Source organism: Brevibacillus migulae (genome assembly GCF_004521915.1).
Lineage (GTDB): Bacteria > Bacillota > Bacilli > Brevibacillales > Brevibacillaceae > Brevibacillus_F > Brevibacillus_F migulae.
Genome location: NZ_SDKD01000007.1, coordinates 121,104 through 144,694 on the forward strand (window position 1 = coordinate 121,104; position 23,591 = coordinate 144,694).

General features: G+C 51.0%; 23 protein-coding genes and 1 riboswitch. Of the genes, 4 read left to right on the forward strand and 19 right to left on the reverse strand.

Going from position 1 to position 23,591, the window contains the following annotated elements; translation table 11 throughout:
* Window positions 1-4: 4 nt before the first annotated feature.
* The 7 genes from EIZ37_RS10185 to EIZ37_RS10215 form a co-directional block, all read right to left on the reverse strand.
* Window positions 5-904 carry a DMT family transporter gene (locus tag EIZ37_RS10185; RefSeq protein WP_134684492.1) on the reverse strand — a complete coding sequence of 300 codons (900 nt, stop codon included), beginning with the start codon at window positions 902-904 and terminating at the stop codon, window positions 5-7.
* A 291-nt stretch (window positions 905-1,195) separates the two neighbouring features.
* Window positions 1,196-3,250, reverse strand: coding sequence for an ATP-dependent DNA helicase RecG (gene recG, locus EIZ37_RS10190; protein ID WP_134684493.1), 2,055 nt, complete (start codon window positions 3,248-3,250; stop codon window positions 1,196-1,198).
* A gap of 3 nt (window positions 3,251-3,253) precedes the next feature.
* A complete protein-coding gene (gene sdaAA, locus EIZ37_RS10195; RefSeq protein WP_134684494.1) occupies window positions 3,254-4,135 on the reverse strand; it encodes an L-serine ammonia-lyase, iron-sulfur-dependent, subunit alpha in 882 nt (293 codons plus the stop codon).
* Window positions 4,136-4,156: 21 nt separating this feature from the next.
* A complete protein-coding gene (gene sdaAB / locus EIZ37_RS10200; protein WP_134684495.1) occupies window positions 4,157-4,822 on the reverse strand; it encodes an L-serine ammonia-lyase, iron-sulfur-dependent subunit beta in 666 nt (221 codons plus the stop codon).
* A 186-nt stretch (window positions 4,823-5,008) separates the two neighbouring features.
* Window positions 5,009-5,866 carry a DegV family protein gene (locus EIZ37_RS10205; protein ID WP_134684496.1) on the reverse strand — a complete coding sequence of 286 codons (858 nt, stop codon included), beginning with the start codon at window positions 5,864-5,866 and terminating at the stop codon, window positions 5,009-5,011.
* A 32-nt stretch (window positions 5,867-5,898) separates the two neighbouring features.
* Complete coding sequence (locus tag EIZ37_RS10210; RefSeq protein WP_134684497.1) at window positions 5,899-7,593, reverse strand: DAK2 domain-containing protein; 1,695 nt, start codon at window positions 7,591-7,593, stop codon at window positions 5,899-5,901.
* A gap of 12 nt (window positions 7,594-7,605) precedes the next feature.
* Window positions 7,606-7,971, reverse strand: a complete 366-nt coding sequence (locus tag EIZ37_RS10215) for an Asp23/Gls24 family envelope stress response protein (RefSeq protein WP_134684498.1) — start codon at window positions 7,969-7,971, stop codon at window positions 7,606-7,608.
* Window positions 7,972-8,281: 310 nt separating this feature from the next.
* Here EIZ37_RS10215 and rpmB point away from each other — a divergent pair, with 310 nt between their 5' ends.
* The gene (gene rpmB / locus EIZ37_RS10220; RefSeq protein ID WP_134684499.1) at window positions 8,282-8,470 is read left to right on the forward strand and encodes a 50S ribosomal protein L28; all 189 of its coding nucleotides are present in this window, start codon (window positions 8,282-8,284) and stop codon (window positions 8,468-8,470) included.
* Window positions 8,471-8,650: 180 nt separating this feature from the next.
* On the opposite strand, the gene spoVM is transcribed toward rpmB, so the two are convergent.
* The 5 genes from spoVM to EIZ37_RS26380 form a co-directional block, all read right to left on the reverse strand.
* Window positions 8,651-8,734 carry a stage V sporulation protein SpoVM gene (gene spoVM / locus EIZ37_RS10225; RefSeq protein ID WP_134684598.1) on the reverse strand — a complete coding sequence of 28 codons (84 nt, stop codon included), beginning with the start codon at window positions 8,732-8,734 and terminating at the stop codon, window positions 8,651-8,653.
* Between the two features lie 470 nt (window positions 8,735-9,204).
* Window positions 9,205-9,774, reverse strand: coding sequence for an energy-coupled thiamine transporter ThiT (thiT, locus tag EIZ37_RS10230; RefSeq protein ID WP_134684500.1), 570 nt, complete (start codon window positions 9,772-9,774; stop codon window positions 9,205-9,207).
* A 271-nt stretch (window positions 9,775-10,045) separates the two neighbouring features.
* Window positions 10,046-10,156, reverse strand: a riboswitch (TPP riboswitch).
* A gap of 67 nt (window positions 10,157-10,223) precedes the next feature.
* Window positions 10,224-10,946 (reverse strand): amino acid ABC transporter ATP-binding protein, encoded by a 723-nt coding sequence (locus EIZ37_RS10235; RefSeq protein ID WP_134684501.1) that lies wholly within the window; start codon window positions 10,944-10,946, stop codon window positions 10,224-10,226.
* Window positions 10,939-11,607, reverse strand: a complete 669-nt coding sequence (locus EIZ37_RS26375) for an amino acid ABC transporter permease (RefSeq protein WP_235827948.1) — start codon at window positions 11,605-11,607, stop codon at window positions 10,939-10,941. Before EIZ37_RS26375 ends, EIZ37_RS10235 begins: the two co-directional genes overlap by 8 nt.
* Window positions 11,608-11,640: 33 nt before the next feature.
* A complete protein-coding gene (locus tag EIZ37_RS26380) occupies window positions 11,641-12,471 on the reverse strand; it encodes a transporter substrate-binding domain-containing protein (protein ID WP_235827949.1) in 831 nt (276 codons plus the stop codon).
* A 357-nt stretch (window positions 12,472-12,828) separates the two neighbouring features.
* Here EIZ37_RS26380 and EIZ37_RS10245 point away from each other — a divergent pair, with 357 nt between their 5' ends.
* From EIZ37_RS10245 to EIZ37_RS10255, 3 genes are all read left to right on the forward strand, one after another.
* Window positions 12,829-13,959, forward strand: coding sequence for a M20 family metallopeptidase (locus tag EIZ37_RS10245; RefSeq protein ID WP_134684502.1), 1,131 nt, complete (start codon window positions 12,829-12,831; stop codon window positions 13,957-13,959).
* A 30-nt stretch (window positions 13,960-13,989) separates the two neighbouring features.
* On the forward strand, window positions 13,990-14,580 hold the full coding sequence (locus EIZ37_RS10250; RefSeq protein WP_235827950.1) for a Uma2 family endonuclease: 591 nt from the start codon (window positions 13,990-13,992) through the stop codon (window positions 14,578-14,580).
* 160 nt (window positions 14,581-14,740) lie between these two features.
* Window positions 14,741-15,592: a manganese catalase family protein gene (locus EIZ37_RS10255; protein WP_134684503.1), complete on the forward strand. Its 852-nt coding sequence runs from the start codon at window positions 14,741-14,743 to the stop codon at window positions 15,590-15,592.
* A gap of 159 nt (window positions 15,593-15,751) precedes the next feature.
* Here EIZ37_RS10255 and rpe read toward each other — a convergent pair whose 3' ends face one another.
* From rpe to fmt, 7 genes are all read right to left on the reverse strand, one after another.
* Window positions 15,752-16,399 carry a ribulose-phosphate 3-epimerase gene (gene rpe, locus EIZ37_RS10260; RefSeq protein ID WP_134684504.1) on the reverse strand — a complete coding sequence of 216 codons (648 nt, stop codon included), beginning with the start codon at window positions 16,397-16,399 and terminating at the stop codon, window positions 15,752-15,754.
* Window positions 16,393-17,283 carry a ribosome small subunit-dependent GTPase A gene (gene rsgA, locus EIZ37_RS10265; RefSeq protein ID WP_134684505.1) on the reverse strand — a complete coding sequence of 297 codons (891 nt, stop codon included), beginning with the start codon at window positions 17,281-17,283 and terminating at the stop codon, window positions 16,393-16,395. Before rsgA ends, rpe begins: the two co-directional genes overlap by 7 nt.
* A gap of 17 nt (window positions 17,284-17,300) precedes the next feature.
* Complete coding sequence (gene pknB / locus EIZ37_RS10270; RefSeq protein ID WP_134684506.1) at window positions 17,301-19,256, reverse strand: Stk1 family PASTA domain-containing Ser/Thr kinase; 1,956 nt, start codon at window positions 19,254-19,256, stop codon at window positions 17,301-17,303.
* Window positions 19,257-19,261: 5 nt separating this feature from the next.
* Window positions 19,262-20,026, reverse strand: a complete 765-nt coding sequence (locus tag EIZ37_RS10275; RefSeq protein ID WP_134684600.1) for a Stp1/IreP family PP2C-type Ser/Thr phosphatase — start codon at window positions 20,024-20,026, stop codon at window positions 19,262-19,264.
* A gap of 4 nt (window positions 20,027-20,030) precedes the next feature.
* Complete coding sequence (rlmN, locus tag EIZ37_RS10280; protein ID WP_134684507.1) at window positions 20,031-21,101, reverse strand: 23S rRNA (adenine(2503)-C(2))-methyltransferase RlmN; 1,071 nt, start codon at window positions 21,099-21,101, stop codon at window positions 20,031-20,033.
* 179 nt (window positions 21,102-21,280) lie between these two features.
* Window positions 21,281-22,636 carry a 16S rRNA (cytosine(967)-C(5))-methyltransferase RsmB gene (gene rsmB / locus EIZ37_RS10285; RefSeq protein ID WP_407921132.1) on the reverse strand — a complete coding sequence of 452 codons (1,356 nt, stop codon included), beginning with the start codon at window positions 22,634-22,636 and terminating at the stop codon, window positions 21,281-21,283.
* Between the two features lies 1 nt (window position 22,637).
* On the reverse strand, window positions 22,638-23,591 hold the full coding sequence (gene fmt, locus EIZ37_RS10290; RefSeq protein ID WP_134684508.1) for a methionyl-tRNA formyltransferase: 954 nt from the start codon (window positions 23,589-23,591) through the stop codon (window positions 22,638-22,640).

The following is a 23,591-nucleotide window of genomic DNA, read 5'->3' on the forward strand; positions in this document are numbered from 1 at the left end:
ACTGTTAACTTGTGGCTTTTGCTTTTTTAACGATTCGCTGCGCTTGGATATCCGAAATCAAAAAGATACTGCTGAGAATAACAAGCAGGCCAACAATCATGCCCTTCGTAATCTGTTCATTGAGAAACAGCACACCCCATAGCATGCCAAACAACGGAATCATGAATGTCACGCTCAACGTTTTCGTGGGACCGATACTTGTAATTAAGTAAAAATACAGGAGATAGCCAATAGCCGTGCATAAAACGGCTAAGCCAACAACTGACCACACTACGGCAGGGGTAAGAGCTGACGTTGTTGCCGGTAAACGGAATAAGGTGAATGGAACAAGGAGGAGAGCTGCTCCCATTTGCTGTCCAAAAGCGACGGACAATGGCGGCACGCGATCAAAGGCATTTTTCGCATAAACGCCGGCAAAACCATAAGAAATCGTTGAAAGAATAGATAGCACAATCGCAACGACAACTGCTGGTGTGAAATGGATCGGACTCCATCCAACCAAGATGATGACCCCTGTGATACCGATGAAAATACCAGCCCACTTTTTCATGCTTATCTTTTCTTTCCGCCACCCCCACAGTACAAGGGCTGTAAACAGCGGCGTCAGGGAATTCATGATCGCCAGCATGGAAGCATTCAAGGAGAGAGACGCGATCGCAATGAGGGTAAAGGGAATCGAAGCGTTTAATGCCCCGATCACCAAATATTGCTTCCAATGCTGTTTGAATCCCGTTTTTTGCCCTCTCATCAGCATATACATCAATAATGCAACTGCGGCAATGGTCACACGCGCCTGAATCGTGAGCACCGGACCGATCGCCGGTGAAGCAATCCGAATAAATAAAAATGATGCTCCCCATAAGGCAGCCAGTCCAAACAGAGCCGCAAGCTCTTTCGTTTTCATGAAATCCCCCCTTGTTCTTTTTTGGCAGTTGTATCCGTTGTAACATAAAACAAAACCAGTTTTCATTCGCGATCTTGCTTTTCCATTTCACAAAAAAGCAGCGATGTCATGCAGGAGGAGTCCCTTGCATGATATCGCTGCTTGTCTCACATTCAAATCCGTTCACTTGTTCTGAATAAACACCCGCAGATTCTTTTCAATGGGAATAAACAGCCAGCTTCCTTCCCCTAAAAATGATACGCGAGAGGATCCGTCCGATACATGTAAAACGGCAGCACAGGGCGCCGCTGCCTAGTCAAATATCACGCCTTCCAGTACGCCTTCTCTCTGCAAGTAATCGCGCAGCGGGGCGAAGCGGGCTTCCTTCCAAAAGGTGTCCTGGGCAACCAGCTCGGTGGCTTCCTGCCGCGCTACCTCCAGCGCTTTGTAGTCGGAAAGCAGATCCGCCACCTTGAATTCCGGCAAGCCGCTCTGCTTCGTACCAAAAAAGTCGCCAGGTCCGCGCAGCTCCAAATCACGGCGCGACAGCTCAAAGCCGTCATTGGTCTCGCACATGATCCGCATCCGCTCTTTCCCGACCTCTGACTTGGGATCGGCAATCAACACACAGTAGGACTGCTCGGCTCCGCGACCGACACGCCCACGCAGCTGATGCAGCTGGGCAAGCCCGAAGCGCTCCGCATCATAAATCGCCATAAAGGTCGCATTCGGCACATTGACCCCTACCTCCACTACGGTCGTGGAGACCAGCACCTGCGTCTCCCCGCTGGCGAACGATTGCATCACTTCATCCTTTTCCTTGGCGGGCAAGCGTCCATGCATGAGCCCTACCTTGTATTCAGGGAAAAATTGCTGAAGCTGCACATGCACATCGATCGCATTCTGTACGTCCAGCTTTTCCGATTCTTCGATCAATGGACAAATGACATACGCTTGTCTGCCCCGGCGCAGTTCACCGCGCATCTGCTCCAGCACCTGATGAAACTGCTCATGCTTGGCCCATGTCGTCTCAATCGGTTTGCGCCCTGCCGGCATCTCATCGATCGTAGATACGTCCATATCGCCAAATGCCGTGATCGCTAGCGTCCGCGGAATCGGCGTAGCAGTCATGAAGAGCACATCGGGCGACATGCCTTTGCTGCGCAAAATCCGGCGCTGCTCCACGCCAAAACGGTGCTGCTCGTCCGTAATCACCAAACCCAGATCGCGGAAGAATACATCCTCCTGGATCAATGCGTGGGTCCCTACAACCACATCGATCATCCCCATTTGCAGGGCGGCGATGATTTCCCGTCTTTTCTTGGCGGTCAACGATCCAGACAGTAACGCGACCTGAAGCCCGAGTGGTTCCAGCAGTCCCTGCAGCGATTGCACATGCTGCTCCGCCAGGATTTCCGTCGGCACCATCAATGCGCCTTGATAGCCCGCTTTCACAGACGCATACAACGCGATCGCGGCTACCACCGTTTTCCCCGAGCCTACATCCCCTTGCAGCAGACGATTCATGGAGTAAGGAGCCTGCATATCGTCGAGGATCTCTTTGACCACCCGCTTCTGCGCATTCGTTAACGGATACGGCAAAGATTTGACAAAAGCGCGGACCTCCTCCATCGGGATCTGCTGAGCCATGCCCTTTTGCTGCTGGCGGTTGATCCGCCGAAGCGCCTGCATTTTCAGCTGAAACAGGAACAGCTCCTCGAACATGATCCGCCGGCGGGCACGTCTGCCTTCTTCCATATTTTCCGGAAAGTGGACCGTCTGGATGGCTTCCGCTCGCGGCATCAACCGATACCTCGCCACAATCTCCTCCGGCAATATCTCTTCCAGGTACTTCCCGTATTTTTGCAATCCTCGTTCAATGGTTTTCCGCAAAAAGGCCAGCGTGATTTCGCCGCCGAGCGGATATACCGGAACCAGGTCGCCACGCTTCTGCGCTCGCTCTGAATCGACCTCTGTCATCTCGCTGACGGTGATTTGCAGCTTATGCTTGTCCCATTTTCCGGTGACGATGATCTCTTTGCCGGGGGCAATCTGCTTTTTGATGTATGGCTGATTGAACCAGACTGCCATGACCACGACCCGGTTGATCACCATGCGCACCGAAATCCGCGATTTCCGCTTGCCATAAAAACGGACAGAGGGCTCGCCATAGACCGTACCGGCCAGCGTCACCCTCTCCCCGTCCTTGACATCCATCAAATCACGTACGCGGTAATCTTCATAGCGGCTCGGGAAATACTCCAGCAGTTCCCTGATAGTATGAATCCCGAGTCCCGCCAATTCTTTTGCCCGCTCTTCACCGACACCATAAATATTCGATACAGGTGAATCCAATACTTGCTGCATATGTTATTTCAGCGGCACTCCGAATACCTTCGCCTCAATCATGCGACCAGTCTGCGTTGCCGCCAACCCTCCTTGTGCCGTTTCTTTCAATGTGGTAGGCATCGTGCAGCCAATGCGATACATCGCCTCGATGACTTCATCGGTTGGAATGACACTACGGATGCCGGCCATCGCCATATCGGCGGCAACCGTTGCGATCGCTGCCCCCATAGCATTGCGTTTGACACATGGCACTTCCACCAAGCCTGCCACAGGATCACAGACCAGCCCCAGCATATTTTTCAGCGCGATTGCGACTGCCTGGGACGATTCCTCGGGAGTTCCTCCTGCCATTTCTACGATGGCCGCTGCCGCCATCGCAGTCGCAGAGCCTACCTCGGCCTGACAACCGCCCGCCGCGCCGGAAATAAAAGCATTGTTGGCAATACAAAAACCGATCGCGCCTGCCGTAAACAAATAGTCCACCATCTGCTCGCGAGTCGGCTGCAGCTTGTCTGAGATCGCAAACAGCGTCCCCGGTACAATGCCGCAAGCACCCGCCGTCGGGGTAGCCACGATCGTACCCATGGCTGCATTCACTTCATTGACGGCAATTGCCATGCTCACCGCATTTAACAAGGTCGGTCCCGATAAAAACGGTTTTTCTTGCATATATTGCTGCAGCTTTTTCGCATCACCGCCGGTCAGGCCGCTGTGTGAACGAATATCTTCTGTTAATCCGCGACGGACTGCTTTTTCCATGACGTCGAGATTGCGATACATCTCTTCCATGATCGCTTCCCGCGTCCGGCCGGAAACCTCGATCTCTGCTTCAATCATGACCTGCGAGATCTTCTGTCCCTTTTTCTCTGCTAGCTCTACCAATTCAGCCACATTGCGAAACATGTTGTCACTCCTTCAGGTTGCTTATGAAAACGAGAGCAATGATACCTCTTTAATATGCGGAATCTGACGAATCTCTTCCAATACCTCCGCTGATAAGGGGGAATCCACCTCAATGGCCATCAGCGCGTCTGCCCCCTTCACCAAACGGGACACCTCCATCAGCCCTACATTAATCTGATGGGCGGTCAGCACCTTTGCCACCGCTGCGATCATGCCGAAACGATCCCGATGCAACACCATCAGGGTCGGCGCATGAAAAGAGAGCTGAAAATCGAAGCCATTGATTTCGATAATCTCAATTTTTCCGCCGCCGATGGACACCCCGACGACCTCTACGGTTGCGTCTCCCTCTGACAGACAGATCCGCGACGTATTCGGATGCTCCGTCAATAGCTCGGAGGTCCGGATCTCTATCTCCATGCCCAAATCTTTGGCAATTTGCAACGAATCTTTTAAGCGTAAATCATCTGTATCAAAGTCGAGGATACCCGCAACCGTTGCAACATCCGATCCATGTCCTTTATACGTTTTGGCAAAGGAGCCGTAAAACGTGATCTCGGCCTTAGTTGGCTGTTTGCCGAACAGCTTTCTCGCCACTCGGCCAATCCGTGCAGCTCCTGCTGTGTGGGAGCTTGACGGCCCTACCATCACCGGGCCGATAATATCAAAAACGCTTTTGTACTTCATGATTCATCCTCCCGCTTTCGCATCGTAAACGAAAAAGCGTTTCTGTGAATATTGTAGCTCAGTACCTATGAAAGCGCTACAGGGAAATACCCCGGTATTACGTCTAAGCGCCGAAGCTTCCCGATCCTGATGGAAGTCTACTTGATCCGTAAAAAAACTCCCTTCATCAGGGAGTTTTCAAATGCATTACTCTTTGACCAATAAACAAGCGAGCAAACCTGGACCCGTATGCGTGCCGATCACTGGACCGATTTCCTGCAGATAGGTATCGGTCACGTTGAATTCCTGCTTGACTTGCTCCAACAAGGCAGCCCCTTCTGCAGCTGCATCGCCATGCAGGACCGTTGCTTTGACGGGGTGATCACCAGCAAACTCTTTCAGCGCCTCCATCACACGGGCCAACGCTTTTTTCGTACCCCTCACCTTATCGTAAGGCGTCACCGTACCGACTGAATCCAGCGTCAGAATCGGTTTGATGTTGAGCAATGACCCGACCACTGCCGCTGCTTTCCCAATGCGGCCGCCCTTTTGCAAGTAGGTGAGTGTATCTACGACAAAATAGACAGCGCTTTGGTCCAGCATTCGTTCGATGATGTCCAAAATCTGTTGCTTGGATTTTCCCGCTTGTGCGGCACGAGCTGCCTCGACTGCCACGATCCCGTGCACAAAGGAGGCTTTTCGCGAATCAATCACCGTAATATCCAGTTCTTCTTCCAGCATCGACTTGCCAATGACCGCCGATTGATAGGTACCTGATAAAACAGCTGACAAAATCAGTGCAATGATTTGTACGTCTTTTCCATGCTTTTCGACGATACCTTTATACGCTTCGGCAAAATCAAGCGGAGAAGGCTGTGACGTTACAGGCAGCACTTCGGATCCGCGCAGTTTCTCAAAAAACTGGCTGGAACTCAGGTCCACACCATCTGCAAACGTTTCTTCCCCAAAACTAACTTTCAACGGAACGCTCACGATCCCGAGCGATTCACGCAAAGCCGGTTCAATATCCGATGCGCTGTCCGTGAGAATGACAATGGGTGGCATTCAACCCTGCTCCTCTCTGTGACTGTACTTCCCTATTCAACGGCAAATATGAATGGATAGAGCGGCTGGCCGCCTGCGAGGATCTCCACATCGGTATCCGGGAAATCAACGGAAAGCAGCAGGGCAAGTGCCTCCGCATGTTCCGGCTTGGATCCCTCTCCGGTAATGATCGTGACAATCGATGTGTCTTCGTCGACGAGTTCACGCAAAAGCGCTTTGGCCGTTCCCATCAAATCTGCCTGGGAAGTCACAATCTCTTTTTCGGCAATCCCGATGTAATCCCCTTCTTTGATATCGACATCGCCCATTTTCGTATCGCGCACCGCATACGTGACTTGACCGGTTTTCACCGATGCGATCGCTTCCGTCATAGCGGCTGTATTCTCTTCCAGGGAAGCTCCTCCGTTGAAAGCAACCAAGGCAGCCATGCCCTGCGGCACACTCTTCGTCGGAATGACGGCGATCGGTTTGTCCGCCAGCTGTGCCGCTTGCTGTGCAGCCATAATAATGTTGCTGTTATTCGGCAGAATGATGACGTTTTCAGCCGGAAGCGCTTCAATCGCTTTGATAAAGTCTTCCGTGCTGGGATTCATGGTTTGTCCGCCTTCTACAATGGATTGTACACCCAGACTGCGGAAAATATCAGCGATCCCTTCGCCCGCCGCTACGGCGATAAATCCATATGGCACCTGTTTCGTTGGAGCAGCAGCGAAAGCACCTGCCTTTTTCTCCTCTTCCTTGAGGATATTGGCGTGCTGCTCACGCATATTTTCGATTTTCAGACGATGCAGGCTCCCGAATTGCTGGGCAAAGTTCAATACCTTGCCGGGCTCTTCCGCATGGATGTGAACTTTGACCACTTCGTCATCCGATACGACCAGCAAAGAATCTCCCATTTGATCAAGCTGATTGCGGAACGCCATCTCGGAAAACATTTTCTTGTCCGGTTCCGTGCTGTTTTTGATATGAATCATGAACTCCGTGCAATACCCATAATGAATATCCTCGGTCTTTAAATGAAGCTGGGCACTATGATGCTCTTCCACCATCGTATCCAGATCAGCATGGGAAACGGAAGTCTTCTCTTGCACTTCTTGATCCGCGGCGACTTCCCCGCGCAAAGCACGCAGAAACCCTTCATAAATAAAGAGCAATCCTTGTCCACCCGAATCCACTACGCCCACTTCTTTTAAGACAGGCAAAAGATCAGGTGTCTTCAATAGGGCCGCTTTTGCTTGCTCATATGTTTTTTCCATGACTCGCACGACATCATCCGTTGATTTTGCCGTACGTACAGCCATATCTGCAGCTTCCCTGGCGACAGTCAGAATGGTACCCTCTACCGGCTTCATGACGGCCTGATACGCAGAATCTACCCCAGCCTTCAGGGCATCCGCGAATTGGCGGGCATGAATGGAATCCTTTCCATTGACCGATTTGCTAAATCCGCGGAACAGCTGGGACAAAATCACTCCCGAGTTGCCGCGTGCGCCCATCAGCAAGCCTTTCGCAAGCGCTGCTGCAGATTCACCGATGTTCACCGATTCTCTGCGGGACAACTCGTCCACGCCTGAAGTAAGCGTGAGATTCATATTCGTCCCGGTATCCCCGTCTGGTACGGGGAACACGTTCAGCGCATCTACTACTTTTACGTTGCTTTTTAATTTTTGGGCGCCCAGGTATACCATCTGGCTAAAAAGCGTGCCATCAAGACGCGTATGTACCACTGATGTTCCTCCTTACGTTTCCCTATCTGTACGGACCCCTTGCACATAGATGTTAATCCCAGCCAGATCAATGCCTACCAATTGCTCTACTGTATAACGAACACGTCGTTGGACATTTCCTGCCACTTCAGAGATTTTGGTGCCATAGCTGACAATGATGTGCATGTCGAGGCTGACTTCTCCATTTTGGTGATGCACGACGACGCCTTTACTCAAATTGTCGCGTCCCAAAAGCTCAGCGATTCCATCTTTCAGCGCTTTACGTGAAGCCATGCCGACAAGGCCGAACACTTCCATTGCGGCTCCGCCAGCAATGCGGGCAATCACATCTTCTGTCACGTCAATTTTACCAAGAGGTGTGTTCATTTCCACTGTCATGCAAGAACTCCTCCTTTAACAAACGGCTTGGACCGTTCATCCTACTACCATACTTCCCACAATTCTACACTAACCATGGAGGAAAATGAAGCGTTTTGTCGATTCATTAGAAAAACTTGGCTGCGGGAAGACTTAGGTGGAGCCTTAGTTGCCATTATGTATATCGGAAAGTTGATCCTTTCTGATTTACCAATTTGAAATTAGTGTCAAGTATTGCAATTGACAAGGGGGTATGCTACTATAGTCAAGTGTTTGGATTTACTCTGATGGAGTAATTCTCTTTCAATGCAGCAAGGGAGGTGGATTTATAATGGCACGTCGCTGCTTTGTAACTGGTAAGCAAGGTAAAGCAGGCAATGCTCGCTCCCACTCTATGCGCGCTACTCGTCGCACATGGGGTGTTAACGTACAAAAAGTGCGCATCCTGGTGGATGGCAAACCAAAACGCGTGTATGTAAGCACAAAAGCGCTGAAATCCGGTCTTGTTACTCGCGTGTAGTACAGGCATTGGAGCCGTATTATTACGGTTTCCCAAATGCGAAAAAAAGCACCTACCTAGGTGCTTTTTTATTTTACTATCGGAAAATGTAAGCGCGCTAAAGCGCCAAAAGATTAGCGGAAGATCGTATAAGAATAACTAAGGCTCCGCCAAGGGCTTGGCGTAGCCAAGTTTTTCCAATTATTTTTTTCGGTTAAACGCCTCAATCATGGCACGTACCATGCCACCTAAAAACTTTGGCAGCTTAATGGTGTAAAATCGCATTTTGACCCCTCCCTCACCCAAATTACTTTAGATGGAATACATACCAGCCAGCCCCTGTCAGTGCGATCCCAATCAAGGTACTCCATATCCAAGGAGGTGCCGTGTATAGGAGAACCAAGACCCCTCCAACCGCTAAACAAACTCCGAGTGCACGTCGAATTGCGACCCCCTGCCGCATGCGAAAGGAGCGCATTCCCATACTAAACGCACCTCCCATTGTTGTTCTCGAAAAACGTCGATATTACATCTTATTTATGCGGAGGGTCAAACATGTATCAGATACTGGCCAAGAGTAAGAAAAACTTCAATAGAAGTCCTCACGAAGAAATGGTCGAGTCCTTCTTTCATGAAGTCTTTCATGCTGTATCAGGTTGATTACTCGTGAGTTTGTACTTTCTGCTACAAAAAGAAAAAATCAGGCAGAGATGATTTCTACCTGATTACTATATGTGGAAAATATACGATTGTGCCTACGAAAAACGGCGAACGTTGGCTTTTGCCACAAAAAAGAGCTGGGGTGCACGGGTGAGGATCAACGTCAGCACGATGCCAGTAATGATCATCTCCGGCAGCAGGTATGTGATGTTGTATACGAATGAATAGAGAGCCACGGGCGTTCCTTCCGGCGCATACTCTGCGAACCAGACAACTCCAGATGTAAAGTGGCAAACCAGCCGCCCGACCACCCCGAGGAGCAGGCCGCCCCAAAGAGCCGTGATCCGCTTGGATGACTCCTCAAAGCGTGAAAGCCGTACGACACCCGCCAGACCTAGAGCCATGAAAGCGACTGGATAGTCTAGCAGCAACTGAACCGGATGCACGACATAGCCGTCGAGAAGATGATTCAGTTCCCCGACAATCACTCCTGTCACCAACCCGGCAAGCAGACCGCGGCGATACGCCATGAGCGCGATAGGAACCATGACCAGCGAAACGGACCCGCCCTGCGGCATTTTCCAGAGTGTGATGGTGCTGAGTACATAAGCAAGAGCAGACATAATGGCAACTTCAAGCATGATTAACAAACGTTGATTCTGCATGAAAACCCTCCTATACAGTGATGAGAAAACTCGGCTTCGCCAAGCCTTTACGGAGCCTTAGTTGCACTTATGCAGATAAGGAATTTATCAATTCTTATCTACCAAATGAAAAACTTCTTCCCTTTCTGAATCATGCAGCAGAAAAGAAAGAAGTCGTTTTGGCAATTCCTTTGGCAGACGGAAACAAAAAAACCATCCGCCGCGGGATGGTTTGTCGATTTCATCAGTGTTCGCCAACCAGCATGTATTACGCTTTACCATGCTGCCTGTACAGGCTGATAATACCTCTTCCTCCGCTGGCATGACCCAGTTCAGGTTCCACGGTTAGCAGCACATTCGCTGCACTCTCAGCCGATCAAGCTCGGCTCCCGTTTGGTACGTTTTGTATGCAATTATGACTCGTTCTTACATTATCACGAGCAGCAAGCTTTGTAAACCATCAGATAAGGTTACAGGACCTTCTCCAGGAATTGACGGGCCCGCTCACTTTTCGGTTGCTTGAAAAATTCTTGCGGAGATGCTTGTTCGACCAGACGGCCACCGTCAAGGAACCAGATCTGATCGGCAACTTCACGAGCAAAGCCCATCTCGTGGGTCACGATCGCCATCGTAATCCCGGTATGTGCCAGACCCTTCATGACCTCCAGCACCTCTTTCACCATCTCGGGGTCAAGCGCAGAGGTAGGCTCGTCAAACAGCATGATCTCCGGCTCCATCGCCAACGAACGTGCGATCGCCACACGCTGCTTTTGCCCACCGGACAAGCGGGATGGATACACATCAGCCTTATCGGAAAGACCTACGCGAGCCAGCAGCTCCCGGCCTTTTTTCTCGGCCTGCTCCTTCGAGATGTTTTTGACCTTCATCGGCGCATACATCAGATTTTGCAGCACAGTCATATGCGGGAACAGGTGAAAATGCTGAAACACCATGCCGATTTTTTGACGAATCTTCATAATATCGGTCTTGCCTGAAGTAATGTCTTGACCGTCAACGTACACATGCCCTTTGGTTGGCACCTCCAACAGGTTCATGCACCGCAGCAGGGTGGATTTCCCCGATCCGGAAGGGCCGATAATCGCGATGACATCCCCTTTTCCGATCTCTGCGGAGATATCGTGGAGGACATCCAATTTGCCAAATGACTTCGACAGATTTTCTACTTTAATCACTGCGACGCAACCTCCCCTCTACCATACGTGCGACCCAGGTAAGAATCATGACCATCACGTAATAAAGTCCACCTGCCACCAAATACGGTGCAAAGTAGTTGAAGGTCGCACCTTTTACCACATTGGCTTGCTGCATAATATCTGCAACCCCAATGGTCGATACGAGAGCAGATTCCTTCAGCAACGCAATCGATTCATTGACCAATGCCGGCAGAATATTCTTGAATGCCTGCGGTAAAATGATGTCAAACATCATCCGGCGATATGGCACGCCGAGCGACATCGCTGCCTCCCGCTGCCCCTTATCGACTGCCATGATACCGGCACGGATTGTTTCCGAGATATAGGCACCAGAATTAAGCGTAAAGGTAAGAACCGCTGCTTCGATTTGTGAGATGTTATAGCCAAACAACTGTGGGGTTGCAAAATATACGAAAGTAAGCTGCAAAATCAGCGGAGTCCCGCGGAAAACCGAGGTATAGGCAACCGCGAGCCATTTCAACGGCTTGATATCCGAGATTTTGATGAGTGCTAACACCGAGCCCCATATAAAGCCAAAAACCGTAGAGAGAAGCGTGAATAATAATGTGACCTTTACCCCTTGAATAATAAAAGGGATATAGGGCACGATTTGTCCGAAATTCAGTAAACCCATGCCCATACCCACCTATCTAGAAAATATCAGCTAGTCCGCTTATTCCCCGAACCATTTCTTGATCAGTTTTTCCATCTCGCCATTTTCTTGCATTTTCTTGATGACATTGTTGAACTCTTCCACATGCTCGGAGCCTTTCGGGAAGGCAACAGCGGAGCCATTGTCACCAGCGTCTGGCAAAGTGTTGAACTGCAGTTCTGGGTTGTTTGCGACAAAGCCTTTTGCCACAGTATCTTCAATAATCGCAGCGTCAATACGGCCTGTTTTAATCTCTTGCACCATCTCGCCGATTTTGTTCAGGGAAGTGATTTGCATACCTGGGATGGTTTTTGCCATTTCTTTGGCGTCACCCTCTTGAATGGAGCCGAGCTGCACCACTACTTTTTTGTTCGCCAGATCCTCAGGCTTGGTGATATTGCTGTCCTTTTTGGAGACAATCGTGTTTCTCGCTTCATAATAGATCGCGGAGAAATCTGCGTTTTGCAGACGTTCAGGTTTTGGTGTCATACCTGCCATGACAAAATCGGCACGTTTGGATTGCAGCGCCGGAATCAGACCGTCGAAGTTCATATCTTGTATTTCGATTTCATAGCCCAGCTCTTTCCCGATATAGTTGGCGATATCGACGTCAAAGCCAACAATTTTATCTTGTCCGCTGGAGAGATCGTGGAATTCGTACGGCGGATAGTCTGCAGATGTCGCCATTACGAGTTTTTTGGTTGCTCCGGATGGTTGTGCTTGATCCGCTGCAGGAGCAGGCTGCCCTGCTTGTCCCGCATTATTTTGTCCACCTGCGCCACAGCCTGCCAATACACCGACAGCCAGCACGGAAGTCATGGCAATCGCCAACATGGATTTCATTTTTTTCATGATAGAGTTCCCCCTGTGTCTTTTATTTTGTGAGTTGTTTTTCCATAAAACAGAAACGATCAATATGATTTCGTATGTTTATCCAAAATGACTTATACAACACACAATTGCTATTTTACTCTGCATAAAAAATATTTCAACTGTATTTTTTCTCATTGGAGAAAATCGCATTTTTCAGTCTATTCACCGAATGCATATTGTCGATCACCCCTAAGATTTATATTATCAATCAACCGTCTTCTATTAGTAGTATGTCCCTTTATCCACTGCTGCACAAAGTAAATTGCATAACCATTTTTATCCGATGCGCTGTATGATAGTCTAAGAACAACAGACACACCAATCTGGAGGCAAAACATGACAAGCAATTGGACTAGTTATTTTCAGGCTAAGCTAGATACCATCATGGAAGAATTTCGTTATTATGTGGAGCATGAAACTCCTACCCATAATAAAGAAGCTGTCGATCGGCTCGGTGCCGTCATCGCGGAACGCTTCCGTTCTCTCGGTTGTGAAGTAACGACTATCCCCCAGTCTACATACGGTGATCAGCTGCGGATTGAGTACGGCACTGGCGAAGAACAAATCCTGATTCTCGGCCACTTTGACACCGTCAAGGAGATTGGCACACTGAAAACCGAGCCTTGGCGAATCGAGGACGGCAAGGTGTACGGACCTGGCACATACGACATGAAATCGGGCATTATTTTTAGCTACTATGCGCTGAAAGCGATCATCGAAGAAAAGCTGCCTTTGCATAAAAAGCTGGTCTTTTTCTGGAATACGGATGAAGAAGTCGGAAGCCCCTCCTCCCAGGAGCTCATCAAGGAGGAAGCCAAAAAGAGTGCGCTTTCCTTGGTCATCGAGCCTTCTTACGGAGCCGGAGATCTGAAAACAAGCCGTAAAGGCGGCGGCGACTTTCTCCTCCGCGTGCGCGGAAAAGCTGCACATGCGGGAAATGACCATGCAAAAGGGGTCAATGCGATCGAAGAGATGGCGCATCAGATCCTGAAAATTCAGGGTTTTACCAAGTACGAAGCAGGAACAACGCTGTCTGTCGGCACTATCAAAGGCGGTACGGTCTCCAATGTGGTCCCTGACTATGCCGAGGCCGAAGTCGATTTTCGGGTAAGCACGATTGAGGAAGGCGAGCGGATCATCGCAGCCATGAAAAGTCTGACTCCGGTCCTCCCGGGAGCCGAGCTCGAAGTGGTGCTTTCCAGCAATAAACCGCCAATGGAGCGCACAGCAGCGACAGAGCAGCTATTTCTCCACGCGAAAGCACAAGCCGCATTGGAAGGCATGGAACTGAAAGAAATTGGCGTAGGAGGCACAAGCGATGGCAATTTTGCAGCGGCAGTAGGCATCCCCGTCCTCGACGGAATCGGTCCGGTGGGGGATGGCGCACATGCCCCTCATGAACATGTCGTGGTGGAGCAAATCGCCCCGCGGATTGCCTTGCTCCTGCGACTGTTGACGACATTGTAGGCATCGTTTTATATGAGATACAATGGTGTTATGGAGGTGTTGGAGTTGAGCAAGCCACTCGAAAGAATGAATCGACGGTATACCTTCCAAGATTACCTTGCCTGGGATGATCAGGAGCGCTGGGAACTTATTGAGGGCGTTCCTAGCAGCATGACCCATTCTCCCTCTCCAGAACACCAACGTATTAGCGGTGAGTTATTTTTTCAGTTTCGGTCCTATTTGCACGGAAAAGAGTGCCAAGTGTTTTTTGCACCCTTCGACGTTAGATTGCCTGAGTTGAATGAATCTGATGGTCTGAGCAGCAACGTGGTCCAGCCGGATCTTTTGGTCATCTGCGATCCAAACAAAATCGACGAGCGTGGGTGTAAAGGGGCACCGGACTTCATTATCGAGATCCTTTCCCCTGCAACCGCTAAAAAAGACATCACCGTCAAGCTTCGGCTTTACGAACGTTTCCAGGTGAAAGAATACTGGATTGTAGACCCAGCCAATCAATATGTTCAAGTGTATCTGCTCAAGGATGGCGGCTATTCATCTCCCGTAATCTATTCCAAGGAAGAGCAAATTCCGGTACAGCTTTTCTCCGATCTGACCATCGAGTTAAGCCAAATATTCCCTTAGCAAACCGCCGTCAGTTATTCTGACGGCTTGTTTTTTTGCCTGCGCATCCTTACGCATCATGAGTCATTTACTCGCATCATGAAAAAACAGCCGTATGTCTCCCCGGTTAAAATACCAACCTAAGATGACAACCTTGATCATGTTAGGAGCTGACTGTAAGATGTTTTTTTATACGGAAAAACTCATTAACCCGGTAGTTCCCGACCAACCAGATCCCCAAGCAGCCAGAGTCATGCAAGAAATACTGGGTGGACACTTTGGCGAAATGCGCACGATGATGCAGTTCTCTTTCCAAAGCGCGAACTTCCGAGGCAACGCAACCCAGTACCGCGATCTGATCAAAGGCGTTTTTATTGAGGAAATCAGCCATGTTGAGCTCGTCCAGCATACGATCAATCAGCTGCTGACGGGGTCCGATTCCGCGCCGCCAAAAGATGAAGCTGCGCCAATGAACAATGCGGTGAACAGCGCGAATCCGCATCACTTTATCATTGGTGCCCAAAGCTCATTGCCTGTAGATGCTGCCGGCAACCCGTGGAATGGCTCCTGGGTATACAGCCATGGCAATCTGATCAGCGATTTGCTGGACAACGTTGTGCTGGAAGCAACCGGTACCCTGCAAAAATCTCGCCTGTACGAGATGAGCACCAATCAAACCTTCCGCGAAACCTTGGCGTTTTTGATGGTGCGCGATAATGCCCATCAGAACGCATTCACAAAAGCTTTGGAGACATTGGGAGTTAACTGGGGAAAAGTCATTCCCGTCCCTGAAATCGACATTACCAAATTCCCAGAGTGCCGCAAATACATGGACGCGGGACTCCATAATGCGCAATTCAACTTCCGCATGGATCCAACACGTATTGCAGAAATCTTCTCCGGCACCTCTCCTAGCCGCAGCGGAGGCAATTTGTCCGTCATTGATCCTCCTGCAGGAGCCCCAGTCCCCGTGCTGCCTGAGCTTGAGATTGAAAGCAGCCCTGGACTGCCAAAAGAGCTTGCCATGGTTTGAGTCTAGCCTCGGTATAGATACGTGGAAAACTTGGCTACGCCAAAACTTTGACGGAGCTTAGTTGCTCCTATGGTGATAGGAATTTTTAACATTCCTATCGAAGAAGCAAAAAAACAGGCAGTGCTACTTGTTAGCACTGCCTGTTCTTCTATCTGTTGCCTAGCCGCGAATCGCCGCGATCGCCTGTGCTCGATCCGGCTGGTTGAACACGGCATTTCCTGCCACCAACACGGTCGCACCCGCCGCTTCGCATAGACGAGCAGTCTCCGGGTTTACCCCGCCATCAATCTCGATGTCCACATGGGAGAGACCTCTTTCATCCAGCATGCCGCGAAGCGCCTTTACCTTTTGCAAGACGCCAGGAATAAACTTTTGCCCGCCGAATCCCGGATTGACAGTCATCAGCAATACGAGATCAAGCTCATCCAGTATCGATTCGATGGTGACGAGCGGTGTCGCCGGGTTCAGTACAACCCCTGCTTTGACCCCCTGCTCTTTGATCAGATGGATCGTTCTGTGCAGATGACGGCATGCTTCCTGATGGACCGTGATATAATCTGCCCCGCTTTTCGCAAACTGCGGGATGTACCGATCCGGCTCTTCGATCATCAAGTGAACATCCAGCGGCAGCTTGGTGACCGGACGAATCGCATCCACAACCAGCGGGCCGATCGTGATATTGGGCACAAACATCCCATCCATCACGTCAACATGAATCCAGTCCGCTCCTCCTCGTTCTACATCTTGAATCTCCGCTCCCAATCGGGCAAAGTCAGCCGATAGGATAGATGGCGCAACTTTTACCATGGTCTGTTCCTCCGTTGGTATTCTTTTAGTTCCTCTGTAAATTGCTTGTAGTGCTCGTAGCGTTCTGCCACGATCTCCCCTGACTCGACTGCTTCCCTTACAGCGCAGCCCGGCTCGCTTAAATGCAAGCAGCCGCGGAATTTGCACTGATCTGCGACCTGCTCAAAATCACGGAAGGAATGAGCCAGATCAAGCTCACTTAACCCGATAAACTCCAGGGAGCTAAACCCTGGTGTATCTGCCACATAGCCCCCCTCAGGCAAAGGGATCAGCTCCACATGCCGTGTGGTATGGCGGCCGCGTCCCAACTTCTGGCTGACATCACCCGTCTGCAGCTGCATATCCGGGAACAGCAAGTTGATCAAGGAGGATTTTCCTACCCCCGATTGGCCGGCAAACACCGAAATGGCGTCCTTCAGCTCGTGGCGAAGCTGCTCAATTCCTCGCAGGTCCCGCTTGGAGGTGGGGAGCACGCGATACCCCACCTTCTCATAGCGATCGATAACCGCCGCCACTTCTTCGTCGGATACCAGATCCGCCTTGGATAGCACGATCACCGCATCAATTCCTGCATGCTCCGTGTGAACCAGAAATTTATCCAGAAGCAACGGGCTAAACCCAGGCTCCTGCATGGAGAAAACGAGAATCGCTTGATCAACGTTAGAAACGGGAGGACGAAGCAGCTCGTTTTTGCGCTCACTCACCTGCATGACATATCCTTCCGTCTCGCTGACGGACTCATAGACGACCCAGTCTCCGACAAGCGGATTCACCTTCGCGTCCTTTTTCTTGAAAAGGCCACGTGCTCGGCATTGGATCACTTGGTCACCGTCCGCAACGTAGTAAAAACCGCTTAACGCTTTCACAATCCGGCCTTCCGGCATTCCATTCCCTCCATCGTTTAAGGTATATCATCATAACTAATCGTACGGGTTTGGACAGGAACCTTCTCATCGCCCATGTACACTTCAATGGTCGCAGTGCGCTTTTCCGGCGAGAGAATGATCGGCACCTGGTATTCCATACTCGAACTGATTTGTTCATTGACAACCTGCTGTTTATCCCCTCGTGCATCTGTCACCAAAATGCGGACACGTTTCTCCCTGTCCCCGTCATACTCAACCAAAACGGGTTCCATCCCGATTTTGGCATCGCTCGGGTAGCTGCCATTGCTGACCTGAAGGGGAACGTCCCTGCCTGCCTCGACCTTCATATTCGGCGTAAACGGAAGCGTAGAGACGACAATGCCGCTTTCCTCCGTGAGATAGGTAGGCACCTGAGTGATTTCGCCCACTTTCAAGCCCAGCTGGAACAGCCTCACCTTGGCTTCTTCCTCAGTCAACCCCTTCAGATCAGGCAATTCCACAAATTTCTTGCCTTTGCTGATCGTCAGTTTGACCGTAGTTTCGCTTGGCACAATCTTTTCACCCGCAGCCGGGACCTGTTCAATCACCACACCTGGAGGAGCCGTTTCGTCCTCTTTTTCCTCAAAGGTGTTTTCCGTAACGGTAAACCCTTTAAGCTTCAGCTGCTGCTCGGCAAGCGAGCGCGATTGGCTCATCAGGTTCGGCATTTCCTCCAGTTTCTTCCCTTTACTCACCACAAGCAGCACTTTCGCATTTTCCTTCAGCCGCATCGGTGGCGCAGGGTCTTGACTGATGACCGAACCCGCCTCGATTGTATTGCTGAATTGCTCCTGCCTTTCGGGCACCAAATGAGCTTCCTTAATCTTTGCCTCCGCAATTTGAACCGGTGTCCCAACGACATGTGGAACATCAATCTCCGGAACCTCAAAAAGCTGCTGGACGAGATTAAAGCCAAAAAGCGCAAGAATCACGAACAACCCGAGCGCAGCCGTCCAAACAATCGCCCGCACCCACCAGCGCTTTTTCCCGTTTTCATCTTCCTCCGTTTGCGGACCTTTTCGATAATGCTCCCGATCAGACTGAGCCTGCCCGAGCATATCCTCCGTGATTCGCGGATAGACCCGTGTCTGCTCTTCATCCACAGGAAACTCGATCTTCTGTTCATTCTGCCGCTCCGGTGACAGGCACGTTTCCAGATCGGTCAGCATCTCCAGGGCTGAGCCGTACCGCAAAAACGGATCCTTGACCAAAGCTTTCAGGATGATGTTTTCCACGCTTTGCGGGATGCGCGGATTGATCTCTCGCGGATCTGTCAGCGGATCCTGCAAATGCTTCAGCGCCACCGTAATCGGCGAATCTCCGGAGAAAGGCAGCTGTCCTGTCACCATTTCGTACAAGACGATTCCCAATGAATAAATATCCGATTTCTCCGCGGTGAACCCGCCTCGCGCCTGCTCAGGCGAAAAGTAATGGACCGAGCCGAGGACGGAATTGGTATGCGTGATCGTCGCGGAGGTGGCCGCACGTGCGATACCAAAATCGGTTACCTTGACTCTGCCGTTGTTGCCGATCAAGATGTTATGAGGCTTGATATCGCGATGAATAATTTTGTTTTGATGGGCATGCTCCAACGCGTCGCATACTTGGACAGCGATACGTATGGCTTCCTCGATCGGCAGTGCACCGTGCTGGTTGATCAAATCCTTCAGTGTCTGGCCTTCTATGTATTCCATCACGATATAGTGGGTATCCTCATCCTGTCCAACGTCATACACACTGACTACATTGGGATGAGACAGACTGGCAACAGCTTGCGCTTCGCGACGAAACCGATTGATAAAATCTTCATCGATTCCGAATTGCGGCCGGAGTACTTTTACGGCAACCGGACGGTGCAAGAGCAAATCCTTTGCCTTGTATACGATAGCCATACCGCCTCCGCCGACGCGTTCTTCCAGCTGATAACGTCCGCCTAAACGCTGACCTACCATCTACCTCACCCCCCTCTGCCTTCGTTTACTACCATGCTTGTATTTCGCACGGCAACCAAGGTTATATTGTCTGTGCCCCCTGCGTCGATGGCTTGCTGAACCAGCGCATCTACCTGCTCCTGCAAGGTAACCGGCGCTTCAAGCTCTTTGCGGATCGCGGCGCTTGTTACCTTATTGGTAAGGCCGTCACTGCAGAGCAGAATCACATCCCCTTGAGACCAGGTAAAGCTGCCCAGATCGATGCGCACATCCTTTTCTGTCCCCAATGCACGCATGACCACATTTCGCTGCGGGTGGACGGCCGCTTCTTCCGCAGAAATTTGGCCGCTCTTGATCAATTCCTGGACTAGCGTATGGTCCTCGGTATGCTGGATCAGATCGCTCGTTCCATTGAGCAAATAGATTCGGGAGTCACCGATATGAGCGGTGACTCCTCCCTCTGGTCCCAAAAGCGTGGCGACGACCGTCGTACCCATCCCGCTGCATTCCGGGTGTTCTTCCGCATATGTGTATACTTCCTCGTTGGCATGGAGGATCGCATCCATCAGTTTTTCTCGTTCATCCGTAGGATCGAGGTCTGCCTCCAAATCGCGCAGCTCCCGAACGATCCGCTCCACGGCCATCCGGCTGGCTACATCACCAGCCCGATGCCCTCCCATGCCGTCCGCCACAATAGCCAGCACCTTGCCATGCAGCGTGACCACACAGGCATAATAATCCTCATTGATTTGCCGGACACAGCCGACGTGCGAGTTCATCGCGATTTCCATCCAATCACCCCGTGGTTTCTTTTGCGTATTGAGCACGCAATTGACCGCAGGCAGCGGCAATATCACTGCCATGCTCACGACGAATCGTCACATTGATGCCTTTTTCCTCCAAGATATTTTTAAACTGGAAGATCTCATTCCGCGGCGTCCGTACATAATCGCGCTCCGGTACGTAGTTCACCGGAATCAGGTTGACGTGGCACAGCATGTCGCCAATCAGCTTTGCCAGCTCTTCCGCATGCTCAGGCTGGTCATTTTGCCCGCCAAACAGGCCGTATTCAAAGCTGATCCGGCGCCCTGTCTTGGCCACATAGTAGCGGCACGCTTCCATCAGCTTCTCAAGCGGGAATCCGCGGTTGATCGGCATCAGCTTGCTGCGCAGCTCAGTGTTTGGCGCATGCAAAGAAATCGCCAGGTTCACTTGCCCGCCTTGCTCCGCAAACTCATAAATTTTCGGGATGATCCCGCTGGTTGATACCGTGATGTGTCGTGCCCCGATGTTCAGGCCGCGATTATCATTGATGATGCGCAAGAATGCGAGGAGGTTGTCAAAGTTCTCAAACGGCTCCCCGATCCCCATGACCACGACGTGGCTGGCGCGTTGATTATCTTCATCAAGTACGCGCTGTGCCATCAGCACTTGAGAGACGATCTCGCCCGCTTCCAGATTGCGTTTCAATCCGCCGAGCGTAGAGGCGCAAAACGTGCAGCCAATCCGGCAGCCGACCTGGGTCGTCACACAGATGCTGTTTCCATAGTTATGGCGCATGATGACCGTCTCGATGGCGTGCCCATCAATCAACTGAAATAAAATTTTGATGGTGCCATCCGTTGATTCCTGACGGGTGATTTCCGCCATGGGGTCAATACGGAATGCTTCAGCCAGCTTTTCCCGCAGCCCCTTGGAGAGATTGCTCATTTCATCAAAGGAAGCGACTCGTTTTACATACAGCCAGTCAAAAATCTGCTGCGCGCGAAAAGCCTTTTCCCCGATGCCGGTGAGCCACTCTTTCAATTCATCCAGAGTCATGCTGTACAAAAGCGGTTTATTTCCGGTAAGAGATATCATGGGCATAGTAAGTTTCACCTTTATCCGAGTTTGTCTTCATTGTACCGATTGCAAGGAGCAGCGGCAATCAAAGCCGTGCTCTTTCTCTAGTGTGAACGGATTTGCCGGTTGCCAAACAAAAGTGAAATTTCAGGTAGTCTTCCCAAACAAGCGGAAAGGAGTGGATCTAGCTTCCACCCCTGCTTCTACATGTTTCGCTTCAAACGGGCAATAAAAAATCCATCACTTTGAAAATGATGCGGCAGAATCTGGATATATCCTTGCGATGAATCCAGCTTGGCTGTTACCGCTGCCGGCAGATCTTCGGCCAAGGTACGATCCAACTCGAAGGAAGGATGCTCCGCTACAAATTTCTCGACGAGCAGCTGATTTTCCTCCGGTTCCATCGTACACGTGCTGTAAACCATCACGCCACCGGGAGCAAGCATCGAGGAAACGCGTTCCAGCAGCTTATACTGGATCGTAGAAATGTCCCGGATATCTTTTTCGCTCTTATTCCATTTCAAATCAGGCTTGCGACGAATGACACCGAAGCCGGTACAAGGCGCATCCAGCAAGATGCGGTCAAACGTGCCTAATTCTTTATCTGGCAGAGTCAACGCATCGCTGACGACGGTCTTGATGATCGTGATGCCAAGCCGATTGGCGGTTTGACGAATCAATTGTTCCTTGTGCGGATGGACGTCGCAGGCGATGATCTCACCTTCATTGCCCATCAGCTCGGCGATATGCGTCGTTTTTCCTCCCGGAGCGGCACAGGCATCAAGCACACGGTCGCCCGGTTTGGCGCCAAGCGCCGGAGCCACGAGCATGGAACTTTCGTCTTGGATCGTGCAATAGCCTTCCTGAAACCAGCGGGTATTTGCAGCGTTGCCCCCGTCGAAGGTAATCCCAAAGGGACTTAGCGAGGAGGCTTTTCCTTCCAGCTGTCCGTGAGCCATCTGGGAAAGCAGCTCGTCGCGGGAAGTCTTCAGGGTATTTACCCTTACAGACGGATGCGGCGGCAAATTGTTGCTGTGGCAAATCAATTTCGTCTCCGCTTCGCCATATTGCTTGAGCCATCTTTTGACCAGCCACTCCGGGTGCGATCCCTGCAAGGCAAGAGCTGCGATCGGCTGATTCGGCAGGCGATCCCAGATATCCGGCTGTCGGAGCACATTGCGCAGGACTCCGTTCACCAAGGAAGCGATCCCCTGATGTCCTTTGCGCTTCGCGATCTCCACCGCCTCATGCACAGCCGCCCGCTCCGGTACCCGATCGAGGTAACGGATTTGGTACAAGCTGAGCAGGAGCAGCTCGCGCACCCAATTTTGCATTTTTTTATTTCCCTTGAGAAACTGATTGAGGACATGCTCCAGCGTATTGCGTCGTTGGATCGTTCCGTAGACGAGCTCGGTCACCAGCCCGATATCAGGTGCTGAGAGCGCAGTATTGTCTAAGACGTGCTTTAGCTCCAGATTGCTGTAGGATTTCCGTTCCTCCACCCGAGTCAAAATCTCCAGTGCAACCTCTCTCGCCCCTGCTTTCTTTGCGATTGCCACGTTATACGACCCCTACCTTTGTTCCGATTTGAATGGTCGCGCCAGCACCTTGCAGGAAATCACGCATGCTCATGCGCTTTTTCCCTTCTGGCTGCAATTCCGTGATTTTCACTGTTCCTGTACCGCATGCCACGATGATACCATCAGCTTCGCGGGCGATAATGGTGCCAGGTTCTCCCTGAACACCGTCCGTGGAAATCAGCTCTGTCCACCACAGCTTCCAGACCTTGCCTTCAAAAGTCGTGAAAGCGACGGGCCATGGGTTGAGTCCGCGCACTTGGTTATAGATCTGCACAGCTGACTTGCTCCAATCAATGCGTTCGTCTTCCCGCTTGATATTTGGTGCAAAGGTCGCCTCTTCGTGATTTTGCGGGATAGCCGTAATATTCCCTGCCAAAAGCTCGGGAAGCGTGTCCATCAACAGCTTGGAACCCGCTGCGGCGAGCTTGTCGTGCATGGTTCCCACGGTGTCCTTATGCTCGATCGGCACGACAACCTTGGAAAGCATATCTCCCGCATCCAAGGCTTCCACCATATACATGATGGTCACGCCTGTCTCTTTTTCCCCATCGACAATGCTTTTATGTATGGGTGCTCCTCCCCGGTATTTCGGCAAGAGAGAGGCATGTACATTGATACAGCCAAATTTTGGTGCATCCAGCAACCGTTTTGGCAGGATCTGTCCATAAGCTGCTGTAACGATCAATTCCGGCTGAAGGGCAAGGACCTCGTCCAACGCTTCTGGTGCCTTGATCTTCTCCGGCTGATAAACGGGCAGTCCATGCCGCAACGCTGCTTCTTTCACAGGCGGTGCGGTCAATACTTGCTTCCGGCCAACAGGACGGTCTGGCTGGGTCACTACCGCGATGACGTTGTAGCCGCCCGCAACCAAAGCTTCCAGGCTGGCAACAGCGAAATCGGGTGTGCCCATGAACAGGATGCGGGCGTCTTTCAT